This is a genomic window from Nocardia alba NBRC 108234 (assembly GCF_001612665.1).
Lineage (GTDB): Bacteria > Actinomycetota > Actinomycetes > Mycobacteriales > Mycobacteriaceae > Nocardia > Nocardia alba.
Genome location: NZ_BDAX01000002.1, coordinates 343,276 through 360,677, shown reverse-complemented (window position 1 = coordinate 360,677; position 17,402 = coordinate 343,276). Strand labels below are relative to the sequence as shown.

The 17,402-nt window shown below is 66.6% G+C and carries 16 protein-coding genes; 13 read left to right on the top strand and 3 right to left on the bottom strand.

Annotated elements, in window-relative coordinates; genetic code table 11:
• Window positions 1–23: 23 nt before the first annotated feature.
• Window positions 24–968: an alpha/beta fold hydrolase gene (locus NA12_RS03370; RefSeq protein ID WP_067445835.1), complete on the bottom strand. Its 945-nt coding sequence runs from the start codon at window positions 966–968 to the stop codon at window positions 24–26.
• A gap of 111 nt (window positions 969–1,079) precedes the next feature.
• On the opposite strand from NA12_RS03370, the gene NA12_RS03365 reads away from it, so the two are divergent.
• From NA12_RS03365 to NA12_RS03325, 9 genes are all read left to right on the top strand, one after another.
• The gene (locus NA12_RS03365; RefSeq protein ID WP_067445833.1) at window positions 1,080–2,045 is read left to right on the top strand and encodes a helix-turn-helix transcriptional regulator; all 966 of its coding nucleotides are present in this window, start codon (window positions 1,080–1,082) and stop codon (window positions 2,043–2,045) included.
• Window positions 2,042–2,656 carry a YdeI/OmpD-associated family protein gene (locus tag NA12_RS03360; RefSeq protein ID WP_067445830.1) on the top strand — a complete coding sequence of 205 codons (615 nt, stop codon included), beginning with the start codon at window positions 2,042–2,044 and terminating at the stop codon, window positions 2,654–2,656. Before NA12_RS03365 ends, NA12_RS03360 begins: the two co-directional genes overlap by 4 nt.
• Window positions 2,657–2,749: 93 nt before the next feature.
• Window positions 2,750–3,649 (top strand): helix-turn-helix transcriptional regulator, encoded by a 900-nt coding sequence (locus tag NA12_RS03355; RefSeq protein ID WP_067445829.1) that lies wholly within the window; start codon window positions 2,750–2,752, stop codon window positions 3,647–3,649.
• A gap of 179 nt (window positions 3,650–3,828) precedes the next feature.
• A complete protein-coding gene (locus NA12_RS03350) occupies window positions 3,829–4,635 on the top strand; it encodes an LppX_LprAFG lipoprotein (RefSeq protein ID WP_067445827.1) in 807 nt (268 codons plus the stop codon).
• A 252-nt stretch (window positions 4,636–4,887) separates the two neighbouring features.
• Window positions 4,888–6,354: a fatty acid desaturase gene (locus NA12_RS03345; RefSeq protein ID WP_084472322.1), complete on the top strand. Its 1,467-nt coding sequence runs from the start codon at window positions 4,888–4,890 to the stop codon at window positions 6,352–6,354.
• Between the two features lie 45 nt (window positions 6,355–6,399).
• Complete coding sequence (locus NA12_RS03340) at window positions 6,400–7,569, top strand: type III polyketide synthase (RefSeq protein WP_067445825.1); 1,170 nt, start codon at window positions 6,400–6,402, stop codon at window positions 7,567–7,569.
• A gap of 12 nt (window positions 7,570–7,581) precedes the next feature.
• A complete protein-coding gene (locus NA12_RS03335) occupies window positions 7,582–9,417 on the top strand; it encodes an ATP-binding cassette domain-containing protein (RefSeq protein WP_067445823.1) in 1,836 nt (611 codons plus the stop codon).
• 148 nt (window positions 9,418–9,565) lie between these two features.
• Window positions 9,566–10,891 (top strand): TerD family protein, encoded by a 1,326-nt coding sequence (locus NA12_RS03330; protein WP_243654891.1) that lies wholly within the window; start codon window positions 9,566–9,568, stop codon window positions 10,889–10,891.
• Window positions 10,892–11,025: 134 nt separating this feature from the next.
• Window positions 11,026–11,823 carry an SDR family NAD(P)-dependent oxidoreductase gene (locus tag NA12_RS03325; RefSeq protein WP_067445819.1) on the top strand — a complete coding sequence of 266 codons (798 nt, stop codon included), beginning with the start codon at window positions 11,026–11,028 and terminating at the stop codon, window positions 11,821–11,823.
• A 46-nt stretch (window positions 11,824–11,869) separates the two neighbouring features.
• Here NA12_RS03325 and NA12_RS03320 read toward each other — a convergent pair whose 3' ends face one another.
• Window positions 11,870–12,646 (bottom strand): SDR family NAD(P)-dependent oxidoreductase, encoded by a 777-nt coding sequence (locus tag NA12_RS03320; RefSeq protein ID WP_067445817.1) that lies wholly within the window; start codon window positions 12,644–12,646, stop codon window positions 11,870–11,872.
• A gap of 458 nt (window positions 12,647–13,104) precedes the next feature.
• Here NA12_RS03320 and NA12_RS03315 point away from each other — a divergent pair, with 458 nt between their 5' ends.
• Genes NA12_RS03315 through NA12_RS03305 form a run of 3 tightly spaced genes read left to right on the top strand, consistent with a single transcriptional unit; the run spans window position 13,105 to window position 16,342 of the window.
• A complete protein-coding gene (locus NA12_RS03315) occupies window positions 13,105–14,265 on the top strand; it encodes a PP2C family protein-serine/threonine phosphatase (protein WP_067447410.1) in 1,161 nt (386 codons plus the stop codon).
• Window positions 14,262–15,884, top strand: coding sequence for a sensor histidine kinase (locus NA12_RS03310; protein WP_067445815.1), 1,623 nt, complete (start codon window positions 14,262–14,264; stop codon window positions 15,882–15,884). Before NA12_RS03315 ends, NA12_RS03310 begins: the two co-directional genes overlap by 4 nt.
• Window positions 15,881–16,342 (top strand): response regulator, encoded by a 462-nt coding sequence (locus tag NA12_RS03305; protein ID WP_067445813.1) that lies wholly within the window; start codon window positions 15,881–15,883, stop codon window positions 16,340–16,342. Before NA12_RS03310 ends, NA12_RS03305 begins: the two co-directional genes overlap by 4 nt.
• On the opposite strand, the gene NA12_RS03300 is transcribed toward NA12_RS03305, so the two are convergent.
• Window positions 16,339–16,695, bottom strand: coding sequence for an STAS domain-containing protein (locus tag NA12_RS03300; protein ID WP_067445811.1), 357 nt, complete (start codon window positions 16,693–16,695; stop codon window positions 16,339–16,341). The two genes, NA12_RS03305 and NA12_RS03300, sit on opposite strands and share 4 nt — an antisense overlap.
• A 320-nt stretch (window positions 16,696–17,015) precedes the next feature.
• Between NA12_RS03300 and NA12_RS03295 the strand changes: the two genes are divergently transcribed.
• Window positions 17,016–17,396, top strand: a complete 381-nt coding sequence (locus tag NA12_RS03295; protein ID WP_067445809.1) for an ATP-binding protein — start codon at window positions 17,016–17,018, stop codon at window positions 17,394–17,396.
• Window positions 17,397–17,402 lie beyond the last annotated feature (6 nt).

Below are 17,402 nucleotides of genomic sequence, written 5' to 3'. Positions count from 1 at the left end.
GCCACACCGGAAGTGCTGGTGGGTCAGTCGGCATCGTGGCGTTGCAGCCACCCCAGGATCGCTCGGTTCACCTCGTCCGGTTTCTCCTGCTGGATCCAGTGACCGCTGTTCATCGTGACTTCTTCGACGTGCGGTACGAACGCCGCCAGGTTCTCGGCTCGCGCCACCGCGTCGCGGTAGCCGTAGATCATGAGGGCGGGCTGCTCGATGATCGGGTTCACCCGCGCGAGTAGATGCCAATTGCGGTCCAGATTCCGGTACCAGTTGATACTGCTCGTGAAACCCGAACTCTCGAAAGCGGCGACGAAGACGTCCAACTCGCGCTCGCTCATCACCGGTTCGCCGACCGGTTGCTCGGCTCGGGCGAGATCGATCATCACCATGCCCGACCTCGGGACGGCGGAAGGTTCGTCGGTTCGGTATATGTTGCGGAGGAACCGGGCAGTGTTGGCGTCGAGGACGGCGTCCGCGACGCCCGGCTGTCGATTGAAGTGCACGAAGTAGTAGTCACTGCCCAGCGCGGCTTCCATGGCCGCCACCCAGGGCGTCTGTCCGCGCTCGGGGTAGGGCAGGCTCAGGTTGATCACCTTGTTCACCCGGTTGGGGTGCAACAGGGTCAGCCCCCAGACGACGAAGGACCCCCAGTCGTGACCGATGAAGGTCGCGTCGTCGTAGCCGTAGTGATCGAGCAACGCGACGAGGTCACCCGTCAGGTGCTCGATGTCGTAGGCCGTCACCTCGGCCGGACGCGACGAGCGACCGTAGCCGCGCTGATTCGCAACGATGACGTGGTAGCCCGCCGCGACGAGCGCGGGCACCTGATGACGCCACGAGTAGGCGTGCTCGGGCCAGCCGTGGCACAGCACCACGGGTTTCCCGGCGTTGTGCCGACCGGCTTCGAAGACTTCCAGTTCGATGCCGTTGACAGGAAGCAGGATCGGCGGGGGAAAGTCGGCAGCTCGACGCACGGGTACTCCTCGGTACGTGCGCCGATCTCGTGGACGGATCGGCGCGGTGGCCGTGAGCGTAGGAAACATCGCGGACAGGATTTGTCCTGGAAGTCCGGCAGACTGACGGACATGCGAAACGATCCCACGGGTCGAGCGCTCCGATTGCTCTCGCTCCTGCAGACCCATCGCTTCTGGCAGTGTCATGAGCTCGCCGCACGGCTCGAGGTCACGGAGCGAACGGTGCGCCGTGACGTCGATCGTCTCCGCGAACTCGGGTACCCGATCGATTCCACGTCGGGACAGTACGGGGGATACCGACTCGCGACGGGAGCCCACGTGCCGCCGCTGATCGTCGACGACGACGAGGCCGTCGCGATCGCGGTCGGGCTGGGCTACGCGGCCGCCGCCGCCATCGAGGGCATGGAGGAGACGTCGCTGCGCGCGCTGACGAAGATCGAATCGCTGCTGCCCCATCGACTTCGCCGACGTGTGTCGGCGCTGCACTCGAGCGTCACACCGATGCGCCGGACTGCCGACGACGACATCGTCGACCCGTGCGCACTCAGTGCGTTCGCCGCCGCGTGCCGCGACCTCGAGCACGTACGGTTCGACTATCGGCGCGGTGACGGCGGCGAGAGCCGGCGAATCGTCGAGCCGCACGGCCTCGTCACCGCGGGCCGTCGGTGGTATCTCGTCGCCTGGGACCGGGATCGCGGCGGCTGGCGGACGTTCCGGCTGGACCGGATTCGGGAGGTCCGACCGGCGGGCGGTCACTTCGAGCCCCGCGCGATCCCGGGTGGCGATGCGGCGACCTTCGTCGCGAACACACTCGGCTCGACTCGGCGCCCGCAGGAGGCGACCCTGCGCGTGCGTTCGACGTTCGCCGAGCTCGCGGGGGTGCTTCGATGGATCGACCACACGCCGATCGAGGTGGCGGCGGACTACTGCCTCCTGCTGATCCGCGGCGAGGATCTCGGACGCCTCGCCATGACCGTTGCCCGCCTCGCGCTCACCGCCCCGGTGACGGTCGTCGAACCGGCCGAACTCGCGAACATCGTCGCGCGCCTCACGACTCACCTCGAGGAGAACACATGACCTCATCGGAATCGCCGCGATCGGCCTCCGTCCACGCCGCGACCGGGAAGTTCGACTACCCGATCTTCCACGCGGAAACCCGGTCGCAGTGGCGGACCTGGCTCGCGTGCAACCACGACTCCGTGCGCGGTGTGTGGTTGTGCTCCTGGCGCGCCGAACGTCCACGCTGCCCGTACCCCGAGGCTGTCGAGGAGGCTATCTGCTTCGGATGGATCGACTCCACTGTCACCGTCCTCGACGACGAGCGCGGCCTGCAGTTGTTCACACCACGCCGCACCAAGAGCGCGTGGACCCGGCTCAACCGCCGCCGCGCGTCGGACATGGAGAACGAGGGCCTCATGACCGACGCGGGCCGCCGCGCGATCGCGGCGGCGAAGTCCACCGGCTGGTGGACCATCGCCGACCAAGTCGAAGACCTCCGGGAGCCACCGGAACTGGCGGCGGCCCTCGACCGGGACCCGACCGCTCGCGCCCACTGGGACGGCTTCCCGCCCAGCGCGCGCAAGCTGATGCTGTGGTGGATCGTCAGCGCCGCGCGAGACGCCACCCGAGCGGGTCGGATCGAACAGGTCGTCACCGAGGCGCACGAGGGCCGCCGCGCCCGTCGGTGACCGCCGTGTCAGCTCGGTGCAGCCGATCGGTCCCGCTGATCCGGGTACCAGCAGCACCTGGATACCGGCCGTGAAGTTCGCGACAATGGCCGGATGAGCGATGCGGTCGGTGCGAGTACGGTCCGCGAAGCGAAGAGGGCGCAGCTCGCCGAGTTCCTGAAGTCGCGGCGTGCCAGGATCAGTCCCGATGACGTCGGGATGACGCGGGGATCGCGCAGGCGCACACCAGGTCTACGCCGCGAAGAGGTCGCTCAGCTTTCCGGCGTCGGGGTCACCTGGTACACGTGGCTGGAACAGGGCAGGCCGATCAATGCCAGCGTCCAGGTGCTCGACGCGGTGGCGCGCACCCTCGGCCTGGATCACGCGGAGAAGGTGCATCTCTACCGGCTCGCGGATGTCCCGTCGGTGCCCGCCGCGCCGGTGCCCGCGACGCTGCCGCCGGGCCTGCCGATGATCCTGGACACGCTGTCGCCGTTGCCCGCTGTGCTGCTCGATGCCAAGTACAACGTGCTGGCGCACAACGATGTCTACCGCGCGCTGTTCCCCGGTCTCACCGAATCCGGGGGCAATATCCTGCGGACGGTGTTCCTGACGCCCGCGTGCTGCAATCCGTATCAGCACAAGATCGACGACCAGCGCCGCATGGTCGCCTACCTGCGTGGCGCCTATGTCCGTCACCTCGATGACCCGACGTGGCAGGCGCTGATCGACGAATTGTGCGGGGCGAGCGCTGAATTCGCCGACATGTGGGCTCGCAACGATGTCGCGGTGCCGGTGAACCTGGTCAAGGTGGTCCGTCATCCCGCCATCGGGGACCTGGCGATGCACCTGACGATGATGTCACTGTCCACGAGCGACGGCGAGTGGATCCAGGTCTTCACCCCGATCGACGACGAGGAGGCCGCACGGCTGTCGGTGCTCCTGGCGATGCCGGAGCAGGAGCGGCTGCGCCCGGTCGACGAACATCGGCGGCGGTTCCACGCGGTTGTCTGACCTGGGGAAATGGCGCCGTGCTCCGGGCCTCGGATATCCGAAATCGAGAGCGCGACGAGACATCTCGCAAATCGAAATCCTCAGGTATTATCGCCGACGGGGGAGCACGAGATGAACATTGGTCTTCGGCTGCCCTATACCGATATACCACCATCTCCAGGGGATGAAACTTGATCGACATGACACCGAACCCCACCTCGCGTCGCCGCTTCGCGCGACGTTCCGGCATCACTTCGGTCGTCGCGGTGGCGGCCCTGTGTGCGGCGCTCGTCACCGGCTGCACGAAGGATGATTCGGCCACCACCGCGGGCCCCGCGCCCACCGGCGCGCTGCCCGAGGGCGCACAGATCGTGAAGGAGTCGGCGAAGACCACGCAGACCCTGCACAACGTGCACTTGAAGATCAACGTCAAGAACCTGCCCGATCTGCCGGTGGAGACCGTATCCGCCGACGTCACCAACGAGACCCAGGGCTCGGGCGCGGCGATGGGCGAGGCGAAGGTCAAGCTCACCCCCGAAGCCGCGTTCACCGAGGCGAAGTTCCTTGTGGTGGACAAGGTCCTCTACACCCAGGCCGGCGGTCGCTACGTGCCGACGGGTCCGGCCGAGAAGGTCTACGATCCGGGCGTCATCCTGGACAAGGACAAGGGCATCGCGAATGTGATCGCCAATATCCAGAACGCGAAGACCGAGGGCCGTGAGGTGATCGACGGCATCAACACCGTCAAGGTCTCCGGCACCATCGACGCGGCCGTGATCGACCCGATCGTGCCGCGCATCGGTCAGAACGCGGGCACCATGCCGATCACCGTGTGGATCCAGGACACCGCCCCGCCCGCCTCCGATTCCACCAAGCCCTCGGACGCGCCCTCCACCGGTGACGGCCCGAATCTTGTTCGCGCCGTGGTGAAGAAGGACCAGGGTGAGGTCACCGTCGGTCTGTCGAAGTGGGCCGAGAAGGTCAACATCATCAAGCCCGCCGGCTGATATTCGCCGGTAGTTCCGGACCAACCCACACCGGTCCGGGGTCAGCGGAGCTTGGCACGCAGTGCCCTCCGCAGCCCCGGACCGGTGTGTCGTCTGGGTGTCGCCCGCGGTAAACGAATCACGAACGCACGAATGCGCATCCAATAAGAGAATGTTCAGCGAGATGCAAGGCGCCACAAGGACTATACGTGTCGGGACGCTGGTCGGCAGGCAACACGCATCGGACGCCGATCGGACACGGAGGAAGAACTAATGACGATCGATGATCGACCTGATGAAGCGGAGCGCGAGCTCCCGCCACCGCCCGGCCCGGGGGGTCGGCCTCCCGTCAACAACGTATGGGTTTATAACGGAAGAGCCTACGACCTGAGTGACTGGATCTCCAAGCATCCAGGCGGTGAATTCTTCATCGGACGTACGAAAAACCGCGATATCACCTCGATCATCGGTTCCTACCACCGTGATCCGGAAAAAATCGCGCGGATGATCGAGCGCTACAGCCTCGGTCGCGATGCCACGCCCGAGGACATCCACCCGAAGAACAACGCCCCCGACTTCCTGTTCAAAGACGGCTTCAACAGCTGGGACGACACCCCCAAGTACAAGTTCGACAACAAGGCCGATCTGCTCCACCAGGTCAAGGCACGGCTCAAGGAGCCCGAGCTGGCGGCGCGCCTGAAGCGGATGGACCGCGCGTTCGACATCGTCGTCGGCGTGCTGATCTTCGCCTACATCGCCGTGCAGGCGCTGCGTCTGTACGACACGAGCTGGATGCCGTTGCCCGCCTTCGTGATCGCGATGGTGCTGCTGCGCAGCTCGCTGGCCGGGTTCGGGCACTACGCGATCCACCGCGCGCAGAAGGGCGCGAACAAGTACGCGGTCAACGCCTTCGACATGAACTACGTGGCACTGTCTTTCGTCACCGCCGACGGGCACGCGCTGCTACACCACCCGCACACCCAGAGTGAAGTCGACATCAAGAAGAACGTCTTCACGATGATGATGCAGATTCCGCGCCTGTACCGGGTGCCGGTGCACACGGTGCACAAGTTCGGACACCTGTTGACGGGCATGATCATTCGCCTGCTCGACGTCTGCCGGCTCACCCGCAAGGTGGGCATCAAGGACATGTACGGCAGCTGGCGCGGCGCGCTGCCGCACTTCATCGGCTCGTTCGGGATGCGGTTCCTGCTGGTGGCCGAGTTCGTGGCCTTCGCCGTCGCGGGCGACCTGCTCGCCTGGGGCCTGCAATTCGTGATCACGCTGTGGATCAGCACCTTCATGGTGGTGGCCAGCCACGACTTCGAGGTGCCGACCGAGGAACTGCACACCGAGACCGAGGACTGGGCGGTGAACCAGCTCGAGCAGGCCTACGACCTGACCGTGGTCGGCAACAAGTACGTCGACTGCTTCCTCTCGGCCGGCCTGAGCTCGCACCGGGCCCATCACGTACTTCCGTTCCAGCGCAGCGGTTTCGCCAACATCGCCTCGGAGAACGTGGTGCGTGAGGAAGCCGCGAAGTTCGGGGTGGAGTGGCTGCCCGCCAAGAGCTTCTTCGGAGATCGTTTCCCCAAGCTGTGCCGGACCTATCTGCTCGCGCCTTCCCGTGAGGCCGAGGAGAACCGGTGGGGTTTCGTGCGCGAACACTGCGCACCGTCAGCGCTGAAGACCTGTGTCACCTATACCGCACAGGGCTTCTCCGGCATCGGAACCGTCTGATCCGGCCGTTGCCACTTCTCATCTGTCTCGAAAGGATAAGTGCCCGTGTCTGTCTCCTTTGACCTGCTCCGCACGCCCGACGTCGAGCGCGGGCACGACCTGCTACCACCCACGCCGCCGACGACTGTCGGCGTGATCGAAGCCGTCGCCACCGGTTCGCCCGCACTGGTCGTCGACCAGTCCGTCAACGCGGGCCGCGTCGCCGAGCTGTTCTCCGATCCCGCACAGCGCCAGCGCATTCCGCGGATCTACGCCAAGACCAGGATCGACACCCGACATCTGGCCATCGACCCCCTCGACCCCGACTTTCTCGAGTTCAGCCGCAAGCCGGGCACCATCCGGGAGCGGATGAACCTGTTCTTCGAGCACGCGGTGCCGCTGGCGGTCGATGTGGCCGCCCGCGCGGTCGCCGGACTGGACAACCCCGCCGAGGATATCGGCCAGCTGATCTTCGTCACCAGCACCGGCTTCATCGCCCCCGGCGTCGACGTCGCCGTGGTCAAGCAGCTGGGCCTGTCGCCGAAGGTCGGCCGGATGGTCATCAACTTCATGGGTTGCGCCGCGGCCATGAACGGCATCCGCGCCGCCGTCGACTACGTCCGGGCTCATCCGGACAAGAAGGCGATGGTGCTGTGCATCGAATTGAGTTCGGTCAACGCCGTTTTCGACGACGATGTCAACGACGTGATCACCCACAGCCTCTTCGGTGACGGCTGCGGTGCGGTGGTGATCGGCGCCAACCAGGTGCACAAGCCGCTCGCGCCGGGCAGCGTCGTGATCCGCGACAGCTTCAGCCACCTGTTCGACGATGCCGAGGACGGCATCGTGCTCGGGGTGAAGAACTCGGGTATCACCTGCGAGCTGGCGACCAGCCTGCCCGACTACATCTACCGCGGTGTCGACCCGGTGGTGTCGGAAGTGTTGGCGCGCAACGGACTCGGCAAGTCCGATATCGAGTTGTGGGGGATCCACCCCGGTGGTCCTCGCATCATCGAGGAGTCGGCGCGTTCGCTCGGCATTCCCGTCGAGCTGGCGGCGCCGAGCTGGGCGGTGCTCGCCGAGCACGGCAACATGCTCAGTGTCTCGCTGATCTTCGTGTTGGAGCGGATGATCCGCGACGCGCAGACGGCGGCACCGATCTCCACCGGTGTGGCGTTCTCGTTCGCACCCGGTGTCACCCTCGAGGGCATCGTGTTCGATGTCATCCGATCCTGAGAGCCGAAGGTTATGCATCTGCTCCGTTTTCTCGCCGCGCTGTCGCCGGCCAGGATCGCGGCCGTCGTCGTCGCGGGTCTGATCTGCGGCGCCGCCAACACCTATCTGGTGACGCTGATCAACGCGGTGGTCTCGCCGCGGCCACAGCCGGACAGCCTGCTGCTGCACTTCGGTGCGACCGGTGTGGTGATCCTCGTCAGCGGTGTGCTGTCGCAGGTTCTGTTGATCCGATTGTCCCAGGACGCGATCTACCGGTTGCGCAGCGACCTGAGCTCCGGAATCGTATCCGCCCCACTGGAACACCTCGAACGGCTCGGCATGCATCGCCTGATGGCGACGCTCACCGAGGATGTGCGTTCGCTGTCGCAGGCGGTCACCGCTATCCCCTCGATCTGCGTGGATGTGGCGACCATCGTCGGCTGCTTCGTGTTCCTGGCCGTGGTCTCGGGCCCGATTTTCGCGGTCACGGTCGGCGGTACACTGATCGGCATCGCATGTGTCGAACTGGTTCTCAAGCGCGTTCGCGGCATCTACCGGGAAGCGCGGGAGAACGAGGACGCGCTGCTGCGGTCGTTCCAGGCCGTCACGCTCGGCATCAAGGAACTGAAACTGCACCGTGGTCGGCGTCGTGACTTCATGGACCGGCACCTGCTCGGATCCGCGGGCACGCTGCGCGATCAGAACACCGACGCGGGCTCGAAGTTCTCCTACGCCCAAGGCTTCGGCCAGGCGCTGCAACTGGGCACGATGGCGCTGATCCTGTTCGTCATCGCGGCCGCCCTGGATCTGCCGCGCGACACGATGGTCGGCTACGTGCTGGTCACCACGTTCCTGGCGATGCCGATGCAGAACTTCATGCACCGTATCCCGGATCTGCTGCGTGGTGATGTCGCGTTGGCCAAGATCCGGGCGATGAACCTGTCGATGACGACGCTGCACGACGAGGAGTCGCTGCCGTATTCGGAGCGTCCAGCGGCAGGGGAGGCCAAGCTGGAACTGACGAACGTCAGCTACATCTATCGTGCGGAGGCGCCGTCCTCGGTGCCGCCGCCGCCGGGAGCGCACGGACCGGGCGGGCATCCGCCGCGGCCGGGAAAGCCACCGCGTGAGGGTGACGGCAGGCCGCCGCATCCGCATCCCGCTCACCCCGGTGCCCACCCGGGTGGGGGCCCGGTGGATGTCAACGGCAAGAACTGGGTCGACCACGGTGGCGTCGATGTGCGACCGCTGGCTCCGCCGCCCGGACTCGACGAGTCCGAGGACGCCGGTTTCCGTCTCGGTCCGATCGACCTGGTTTTCGAACCGGGCCAGATCACGTTCATCGTCGGTGGCAACGGCAGCGGGAAGTCGACGCTGGCCAAGCTGATCACCGGTCTGTATGTGCCACGCTCGGGGTCGTTGTCGCTCAACGGGGAGAGGATCGACCACGACAACATCGAGTGGTACCGGCAGAACTCGTCGGCGGTGTTCACCGATTTCCACCTGTTCGAGGACTACCTGGGTTTCGACCGCCCCGGTATCGACGCCGAAGTCCAGCGTTACCTCGACGAATTGCAGATCGCGCACAAGGTGACGGTGCGCGACGGTCGGTTGTCCACCGTCGACCTGTCGCAGGGTCAGCGCAAGCGGTTGGCCCTGCTCACCGCCCTGCTCGAAGACCGCCAGATCTATGTCTTCGACGAATGGGCCGCCGACCAGGAGCCGCGGTTCCGCGACGTGTTCTACCACGAGATCCTCACCGATCTGAAGCGTCGCGGTAAAACGGTCATCGTGATCACCCACGACGACCGGTACTTCGACTGCGCCGACCAATTGGTGAAGCTCGACTTCGGTCTCGTCGCGGTGTGACGCGTGAACGCCGGTCCCGCACAGGGGCCGGCGTTTTCGTCTGTCGGCTCGGCATACCCACAGGTCGGTGCCGGTCACCGAACGCGGGCCCCGCCGGTCGGCCCTGCGGGTACCGTGGGGCTGAGCCGACCGGTGGAGGGGCAGAATCATGAGTGGGAGTGCGACAACGATGGTCGAGGTTTCCAAAGGTTCCAAGACCGATCTCGTCGACGGGAAGTACACGGTGCGTCTGGATCTCGACAGCCCGGCCGGGGCGGTCGACATCGCCGCGGTGCTGCTGACCGCCGAGGGCAAGGTACGTTCCGACGCCGACTTCGTGTTCTTCAACAACCCGGCGGCCTCCGGTGTGCGCCTGGAATCGGATGCTGTTGTCGCGGTTGATCTCTCGGCACTGCCCGCCGAGATCTATCGCGTGGTGATCACCGGAAGCACCGAGGCGCAGGGGATCCGGTTCGGTGCGGTCGCCGGGCTGCGGGTATCGGTCGTCGGTGCCGGCCAATCGGTGAGTTTCGTGCCGCCGGGGCTGGATTCGGAGACGGTGTTGCAAGCCGTGGCGCTGTATCGGCGGGGAAGTGGGTGGCGGCTCGATGCGATCGGTCAGGGCTACAGCGCCGGGTTGGCGGCGTTCGCGACCGATCACGGCATCGTCGTCGACGCGGACGAGGAACCGGCCGATGTGGCGCCGGTGACGCAAGCGCCTGCGCCCCAGCGTGTTACGCCCACAGCCGCGTCGGTCGATCTGCGCAAGGTCGATGTGGTCCTGACCAAGGAGTCACCGGATCGGCGCGCCACGATCGACCTGCGCAAGGGTGATCCGGGCTACGTGCTGACCGTCGGCCTCGAATGGGACGGACGCGGTGCGAAATACGACGCGAACGGCCGTGTCACCGAGTTCGGCACGGGCGACCTCGACGTGTACTTCTTCTGCCGCAACGAGATCACCGGCGATTACGTCGTCCTCAGCGGTGAGAAGGGACACCAGGGCGACCTCTCGACGTGGCCCTACATCCACCACCAGGGCGACACCCGCGGACCCGGCGCGAACAACCTGCCCGCCACCGAACAGGTCACCGTCCGCCCTACCGAGAACGGCGACCTGCTTCTCAATGTGTACCAATCCGTGGACAACGGCGCGGGCGCCATCGACAAGTTCGGTAATCCCAGAGTCCGGGTCCGCTACGGCCGTCCCGGCCCCGACGGGCTCCCCGACAGGGACGCCGACCAGATCACCGTCGTCATCGGCAACGGCAAGAGCTCCTTCTGGGCTACCGTCGCCCACATCGACGTGCGCGACGGCATTCTCACCGTCGACGGCACCATCCACTACAGCCGAGCTTTCAGCGAACGCATGCCCGTGCTCGACACCGCGGGCACCTGGGTCCGCTCCGCCAAGAACGGCCCCGTCGGGCGCAGCAAGAAGGCCAACGGACTGGGCTTGAGCCGCTACGAAGGCCAGTGCCCGACGCCTCGCTGAGCCACGAAACGCCTCGGCGACCGCCGAGCTCGGACTCTGTGTACGGGAGACGGTTCGAGCGTGGTCGGTGCTCGGTTTCGATCAGCTCGAGCGGGAACAGGTCGAGGTACGGGCGGGGTTGTTACCGTCGGAGCGTGGATCTGGGACTGGATGGAAAACGGGCGATCGTCACCGGCGCGAGCAAGGGAATCGGTCTCGCTATCGCGCGCGGACTCGCGGACGAGGGGGTCGATCTCGTCCTCGCGGCACGGTCGGCGCAGCCGCTGAGTGCCGCCGCGGCGGAGATCGCTCGGCAGACAGGGCGGCGGGTGATCGCGGTGCCGACCGACACCGGCGACGACGACCAGGTCAAAGAACTCGTCGCGCGCGCTGTCAGCGAACTCGGTGGCGTCGATATCCTGGTGAACTCCGCCGCGACACCGTGGAGCGCGGGCGCGGGCGGCGATCTGGCGGCCACCACCGACGATGTCGTGCGCCGGGAAGTCGAGATCAAGGTGCTCGGATATCTGCGGACCGCCCGCGCTGTCGCACCGCACCTGGTGGCGCAAGGGTGGGGCCGGATCATCAATATCAGCGGACTCGGTGCGCGGCAGGCCAATTCGATCGGGCAGACCATTCGCAATGTGAGCGTGTCCGCGTTGACCAAGAACCTCGCCGACGAATTGGGTCCGCACGGAGTGAACGTCACCGTCGTACACCCGGGACTCACCCGCACCGAACGTCTCACCGAACGGCTCACCCGCCAGGTCGAGCAGGACGGCGGCGACGTCGCGGAGTTGGAGGGTCAGCTGGTCGCGAATTCGCTCCGGCGGATCATCGACGCGAGTGAGGTCGCCGATGTGGTGACGTTCTTGGCCTCGCCGCGCAGCATCGCCATCACCGGCGATGCCATCGCGGCCGGCGGCGGCGTGCCGGGACCGGTCTACTACTGAGGGTCGGCAGGCGATCGGGCCCTTCTTTCGCTGGTGTGCGGCGCCGTCAGAACGTTCGGCCGGGCAGTGGCAGGATGCCGAGGTTGGCGTCGAGCCCGCCGTCGACGACGAGGGTGGTGCCGGTGATGTAGCCCGCGGCGGGCGAGGCGAGAAACCAGATGGCCTCCGCCTGTTCGCGGGGTTCGGCGAATCGTCCGAGCGGAATCCGGCGTTCGATGTCGGCCAGCAGTGCCGGGTCCTGGTGCACCCCGGCGGTGATCGCGGTGCGGGTGAGTCCTGGCGCGAGCGCGTTGATCCGAATCCCCTGCGCGGCATAGTCGATCGCGACCGCGCGGACCAGATTGATCACCGCGGCCTTGGACGCGTTGTACGCCCAGTTACCCGCATCACCCCGCAGCCCCGCCACCGACGCGGTCACCACCACCGAGCCGCCGAAACGACGCAGCGCCGGAATCGCCGCCCGCAGGCCGCGAATCGGCCCGAGCAGGTTCACGTCGAAGATGCGATCGGCCGCCGGCACCGCATCGGCCGACTCCAGCGGCGGGGTACCACCGGTCCCGGCGTTGAGAACCACGGTATCGAGCCGGCCGAAGCGCTGCAGCGCAATATCGACAGCCGCCTGATTCACCGCGTCCTCGGAGATGTCGCCCGCCACGGTCACGATGGCGTCGTCGAGTCCGGTGAGGCCGCGTTCGGCGATATCCACCGCGACCACGTCGTGTCCGCGTTCGGCGAACAACTCGACGGTGGCGCGGCCGATACCGGACGCGGCGCCGGTCACGATCGCGACGCGACGGGTGCCGGCGGGGGAGGGCTCGGTCATCTGATGCCTTTCACGGTGCGGGGAGCGAGGTGGATACACCTCCCCGGACAACGCCCGCGCCACGACAGTCGATGGCATTCGAATACCGCTGAGGCAAACCCGGTGACCCGCTGACCGGACGGACCGGCTGCCGAAACCACTGTTCCGGGCGGCGGCGTCGCGCCTTCCAGCCGTGGGGAAATCCAGCGTGGACATGGGTGTCGGCGGCATCGGTTAGCATCCTCGGTACAACCTCTCGGTCCAGCAACCGGCCGGCGGTATCAGTTCGCGCAGTGGGCGCCTGTGATCGGAGGCTTTCGTGCACACCGTGGGTTTCGTGCTGTCCAGGCGGGGAGGGGCAGGTCCGATGCGGTGCACGCAGGTAACTCTCGGCCGTGCCGACGGTGGTCGTGGTGCGCAGTGACGCGTTGAACACCGATCTGTTCGCCGTCGGGCCGGGATCGCGACGGCAACTCCACTTGCTGCTGGTCGAGGACGATCCGGGCGATGCCTTGCTGGTGGAGGAGATGGTCGCCGACCTGTCCCCACGCCCCCGACTGGATTGGGTGCGCACCCTGACCGAGGCCGGTGACCGCCTCGGAGCCGACGCCCCCGATTGTGTGCTGCTCGATCTGCATCTTCCCGACGCGCACGGACTCGAGGCGCTGGCCGCGATCCGAGATCAGAACGACCAGGTCCCCGTCGTGGTGATGACCGGGCTCGATCAAGAGCGCACCGGGCTGTCCGCGTTGGCCTCCGGCGCGCAGGACTACCTGGTCAAGGGTCGGGTGGACCCGGAGTTGTTCGGGCGCGCGGTGCGTTACGCGATCCAGCGCAAGCAGGCCGAACTCACCCAGGCCGCCCTGCAGGCCAGTCAGATGCGGGCCCAAGAGAACTCCCGGCTGGAACGCGGACTGTTGCCGACCCCACTGCTCGGCGCCGACGCCGCGGTCGAGGTGGTGTCGCGGTATCGCCCCGGCCGTGACCACTCACTGCTCGGCGGCGACTTCTACGACGTGGTCCAGGACCCGACCGGCGTGGTGCATGCCATCATCGGTGACGTCTCCGGCCACGGCCCCGACGCCGCGGCGACCGGGGTCGCCCTGCGGTTGGCGTGGCGCACGCTGGTGCTCAGCGGCGTCACCGGCGCCAGGCAACTGAATCTGCTCGAGGAAGTGCTGGTGGCCGAACGCGCCGACCAGCAAACCTTCGCCACCGCGACCAGCCTGGTGCTCGACCCGGCGACCCGACAGGTATCGGTGCGCCGCGCGGGACACCCCGGCATGCTGCGGTGCGCCGATGCCGGACTGAGCTGGCTCGAGGTGCCGGGCGGACCCGCCCTCGGATTCATCCCGGGGCAGGCACTGTGGCCCGCGCACGAGCTGGCACTGGATGCCGACGCGGGACTGATGCTGTTCACCGACGGGCTGTTCGAAGGGCGCGTCGGCGACGGCAGCACCCGGCTCGGCGAAGACGGACTGTTCGCGTTGGCGCAAACCCTGCCCACCGAGCAGCCCGAGTCCTTCGTCGACGCGCTGATCGGGCAGGTCGCGGAACTGTCCTCGGCGGCAGGTGGCTTGGATGACGATGTGGCGATCCTGTATTTGCGGTGGAGTGATGTGATGAGGCGGAACACGTGACGAGTAGAACGTCCGGCGGATCGGGAACGGTCGGCAGATTGACCGCGCAGGGCTGGTTCCAGCTCGTGTTCGCGCTGATGATCCTGGTGGTGATCGTCGGTGCTGCGGCGGGCGCGCAGGTCATCTCGCATACCAGCCGGGTCACCGATCGTCTGCTCACCGAAACCATGCCCGCCGCGACCGAAGCCCATCGGTTGCAGGGTGCGCTGCTGAATCAGGAGACCGGTATCCGCGGCTACGCCATCACCGGCGACCCGCAGTTCCTCGAGCCCTACGACCGCGGCCGGCAGGAACAGATCCGCGCCGCGGATCACCTGCGGGAACTACTCGCCGGCCATCCGGGGTTGCTCGCCGACCTCGCCGCGGTCGATCTCGCCGCCCAGCGGTGGCGCGCCGATTTCAGCGATCCGGCGACCGGCGCGGTCTCGTCTCGCGCGGGCATCGGTCTCGATGCCGCCACGGGAGCAGTGCGCAGGAAGGCGCTCTTCGACGCCGTGCGCGATACCTTCGCGGTGCAGAACGACAATCTCGTCGCAGTCGTCGACAGCGATTCCGGCGAGCTGGCACGCGCGCAAACCACGCGCACCCTGGTGCTGTCGGGCATCGTCGCGGTCTTCCTGTTGACCGGGATACTTCTCACCGTGCTGGTACGGCGACTGGTGGTTCGGCCGTTGCGCTACCTCACCGACTCGTCACGACGGGTGGCCGCGGGGGAATTCGACGCCCACATCGACGCGGTCGGCCCCTCCGATATCGCGCTGGTCTGCGAGGCGGTGGAGAACATGCGCCACCACATCGTCGCCGAGCTCGACTCCACGCGCGATCAGGAGGCGACACTGCTGCGGCAGAAGCAGGACCTCGACATCCAGGCCGAGGAACTGCGCCGATCCAACACCGAATTGGAGCAGTTCGCCTACGTGGCGTCCCATGATCTGCAGGAGCCGCTGCGCAAGGTGGCCTCGTTCTGCCAGCTGCTGGAAAAGCGCTACGGCGATCAACTCGACGAGCGCGGCAAGCAGTACATCGACTTCGCCGTCGACGGCGCCAAACGGATGCAGGTACTCATCAACGACCTGCTCACGTTCTCCCGTGTCGGCCGGATGTCGGAGGGCACCGAGCCGGTGGGTCTGGATCAGACCCTGGACGAGGCGCTGGCCGCCCTCTCGGCGACCATCGAGGAATCCGGGGCGGTGATCGAGCGCCCGGAGACCTTGCCCGAGCTCGTCGGGGAACCGACCCTGTTGACCATGCTGTGGCAGAACCTCATCGGCAACGCGATCAAATTCCGTACGCCCGACCTCGCCCCGGTGGTTCGGGTAGCGTGCGAGCCCAGCGCCGACGACCCGGCGGTATGGCAGTTGTCGGTGTCGGACAACGGGATCGGCGTCGCGGCCGAGTTCGCGGAGAAGGTCTTCGTCATCTTCCAGCGGCTACATCCGCGAGATTCCTACGGCGGCACCGGTATCGGACTGGCCGTGTGCAAGAAGATCGTGGAATTCCATGGCGGCCGCATCTGGCTCGACACCGACTACCGTGACGGTACCCGCCTGTGCTTCACCCTGCGGGCGGCTGCGCCCGTGACCATCACCGCATCCATCGAGAACGAGGTATACGCATGACCGATCCCGGCCAGCCGGTCGACATCCTGCTCGTCGAAGACGACCCCGGCGACGAATTGATGACGCGGGAAGCGTTCGTGGACAACAAGATCGGCAATACGCTGCACGTGGTCAGGGACGGGCAGGAGGCGCTGGACTTCATCTATCGCACCGGTGAGTACGCCGACGCGCCACGGCCCGATCTGATTCTGCTGGATCTGAACCTGCCCAAGTACGACGGCAGACAGGTGCTGGAGAAGATCAAGGCAGATCCGGACCTGTCGCACATCCCCGTGGTCGTGCTCACCACCTCCGCGGCCGAGGAAGACATCCTGCGCAGCTACAAATTGCACGCCAATGCCTACGTCACCAAGCCGGTGGATCTCGATCAGTTCATCGCCGCGATCAGGCAGATCGATGAGTTCTTCGTGCAGGTCGTGCGGCTCCCGCGCGTGCGGGAGCCGCGACCTCGGACCTAGTGCGCGTTCGGTTCCGCGGCGATCGCCGCCTCCAGGGTGGCGTAGACCGCGAGCAGCTTGTCCAGCCCGGTCAGTTCGATCGGTCGCGACACCTCACGGGAGGCGACCACCCGCAGCTGATAGGGCGCTGCCTTGGACACCACGAGCAGCGCGCTCAGCCCGGCCGAGCCGAGGAAGCCGACCTGGGTCATATCGACCACCAGGGTCTTACCGCCCCGCTGTGCCTTCTCCAGCTCCGCTTGCAACTGCGGCGCCGAGGCCATATCCACTTCACCCCGCACGGTGAGGATTTCGAATTCGTCTTGTGCCCGGGCCTGTACGTCGAGGTCTCGGAAGCCGCCTTCTACACTCACCGAAAGTCTCCTCGGTTGCGATTCGCCACTGTTCCACCTCTTGCCTCTAGCTTCGCCGGGTCGGCGAATGTACGAGCGATTCTTGCCCCAGCAACCTACCCCATCGGCTCGGGACACAAACCGTTGTGCGGCACCGGGTACTCTGGCTCGGACGTATACGCCGGGGGGACGTCGCGAGAGTGCCTTGTCACGTCCGCAAGCGGCATATCCGTGGACCGCGCGGGTACTGACATGGCGCGAGGTTCTCGCGGATACGTTCGACGTCGAGATGAAGAGGGAGGCATCAGGTGACGACGCACCCGTCTCGGCAAGACAGAGCCGTGAAGCCGTTCGAGGTGGATTTCGCGGCGGACGCCGCGCGCTTGGCCGAGGTACGGCACGCGCTGCAGGCGTGGCTGGCCGACGGGTCGGTCGACCCGGACATGTCCTACGACATCGTGCTCGCCGTCGGTGAGGCGTGTACCAACGCCGTCGAGCACGGCCACCAGGGTGACGGGGGCACGGTGACCGTGTCTGCCGCGCTCACCGAAACGCACGTTCATATCGTCGTGACCGATCGGGGTCGCTGGGCTGCCCCGGATCCGGACGCCGATCAGTCACGAGGGCGTGGATTGGGCATCATGCGTGCTCTCAGCAGCGAATTCGAGATCAGCACTTCCGAGGCGGGCACCGTGGTGGATATGCGGTTCGCCCTGGTGTGAGGCGTC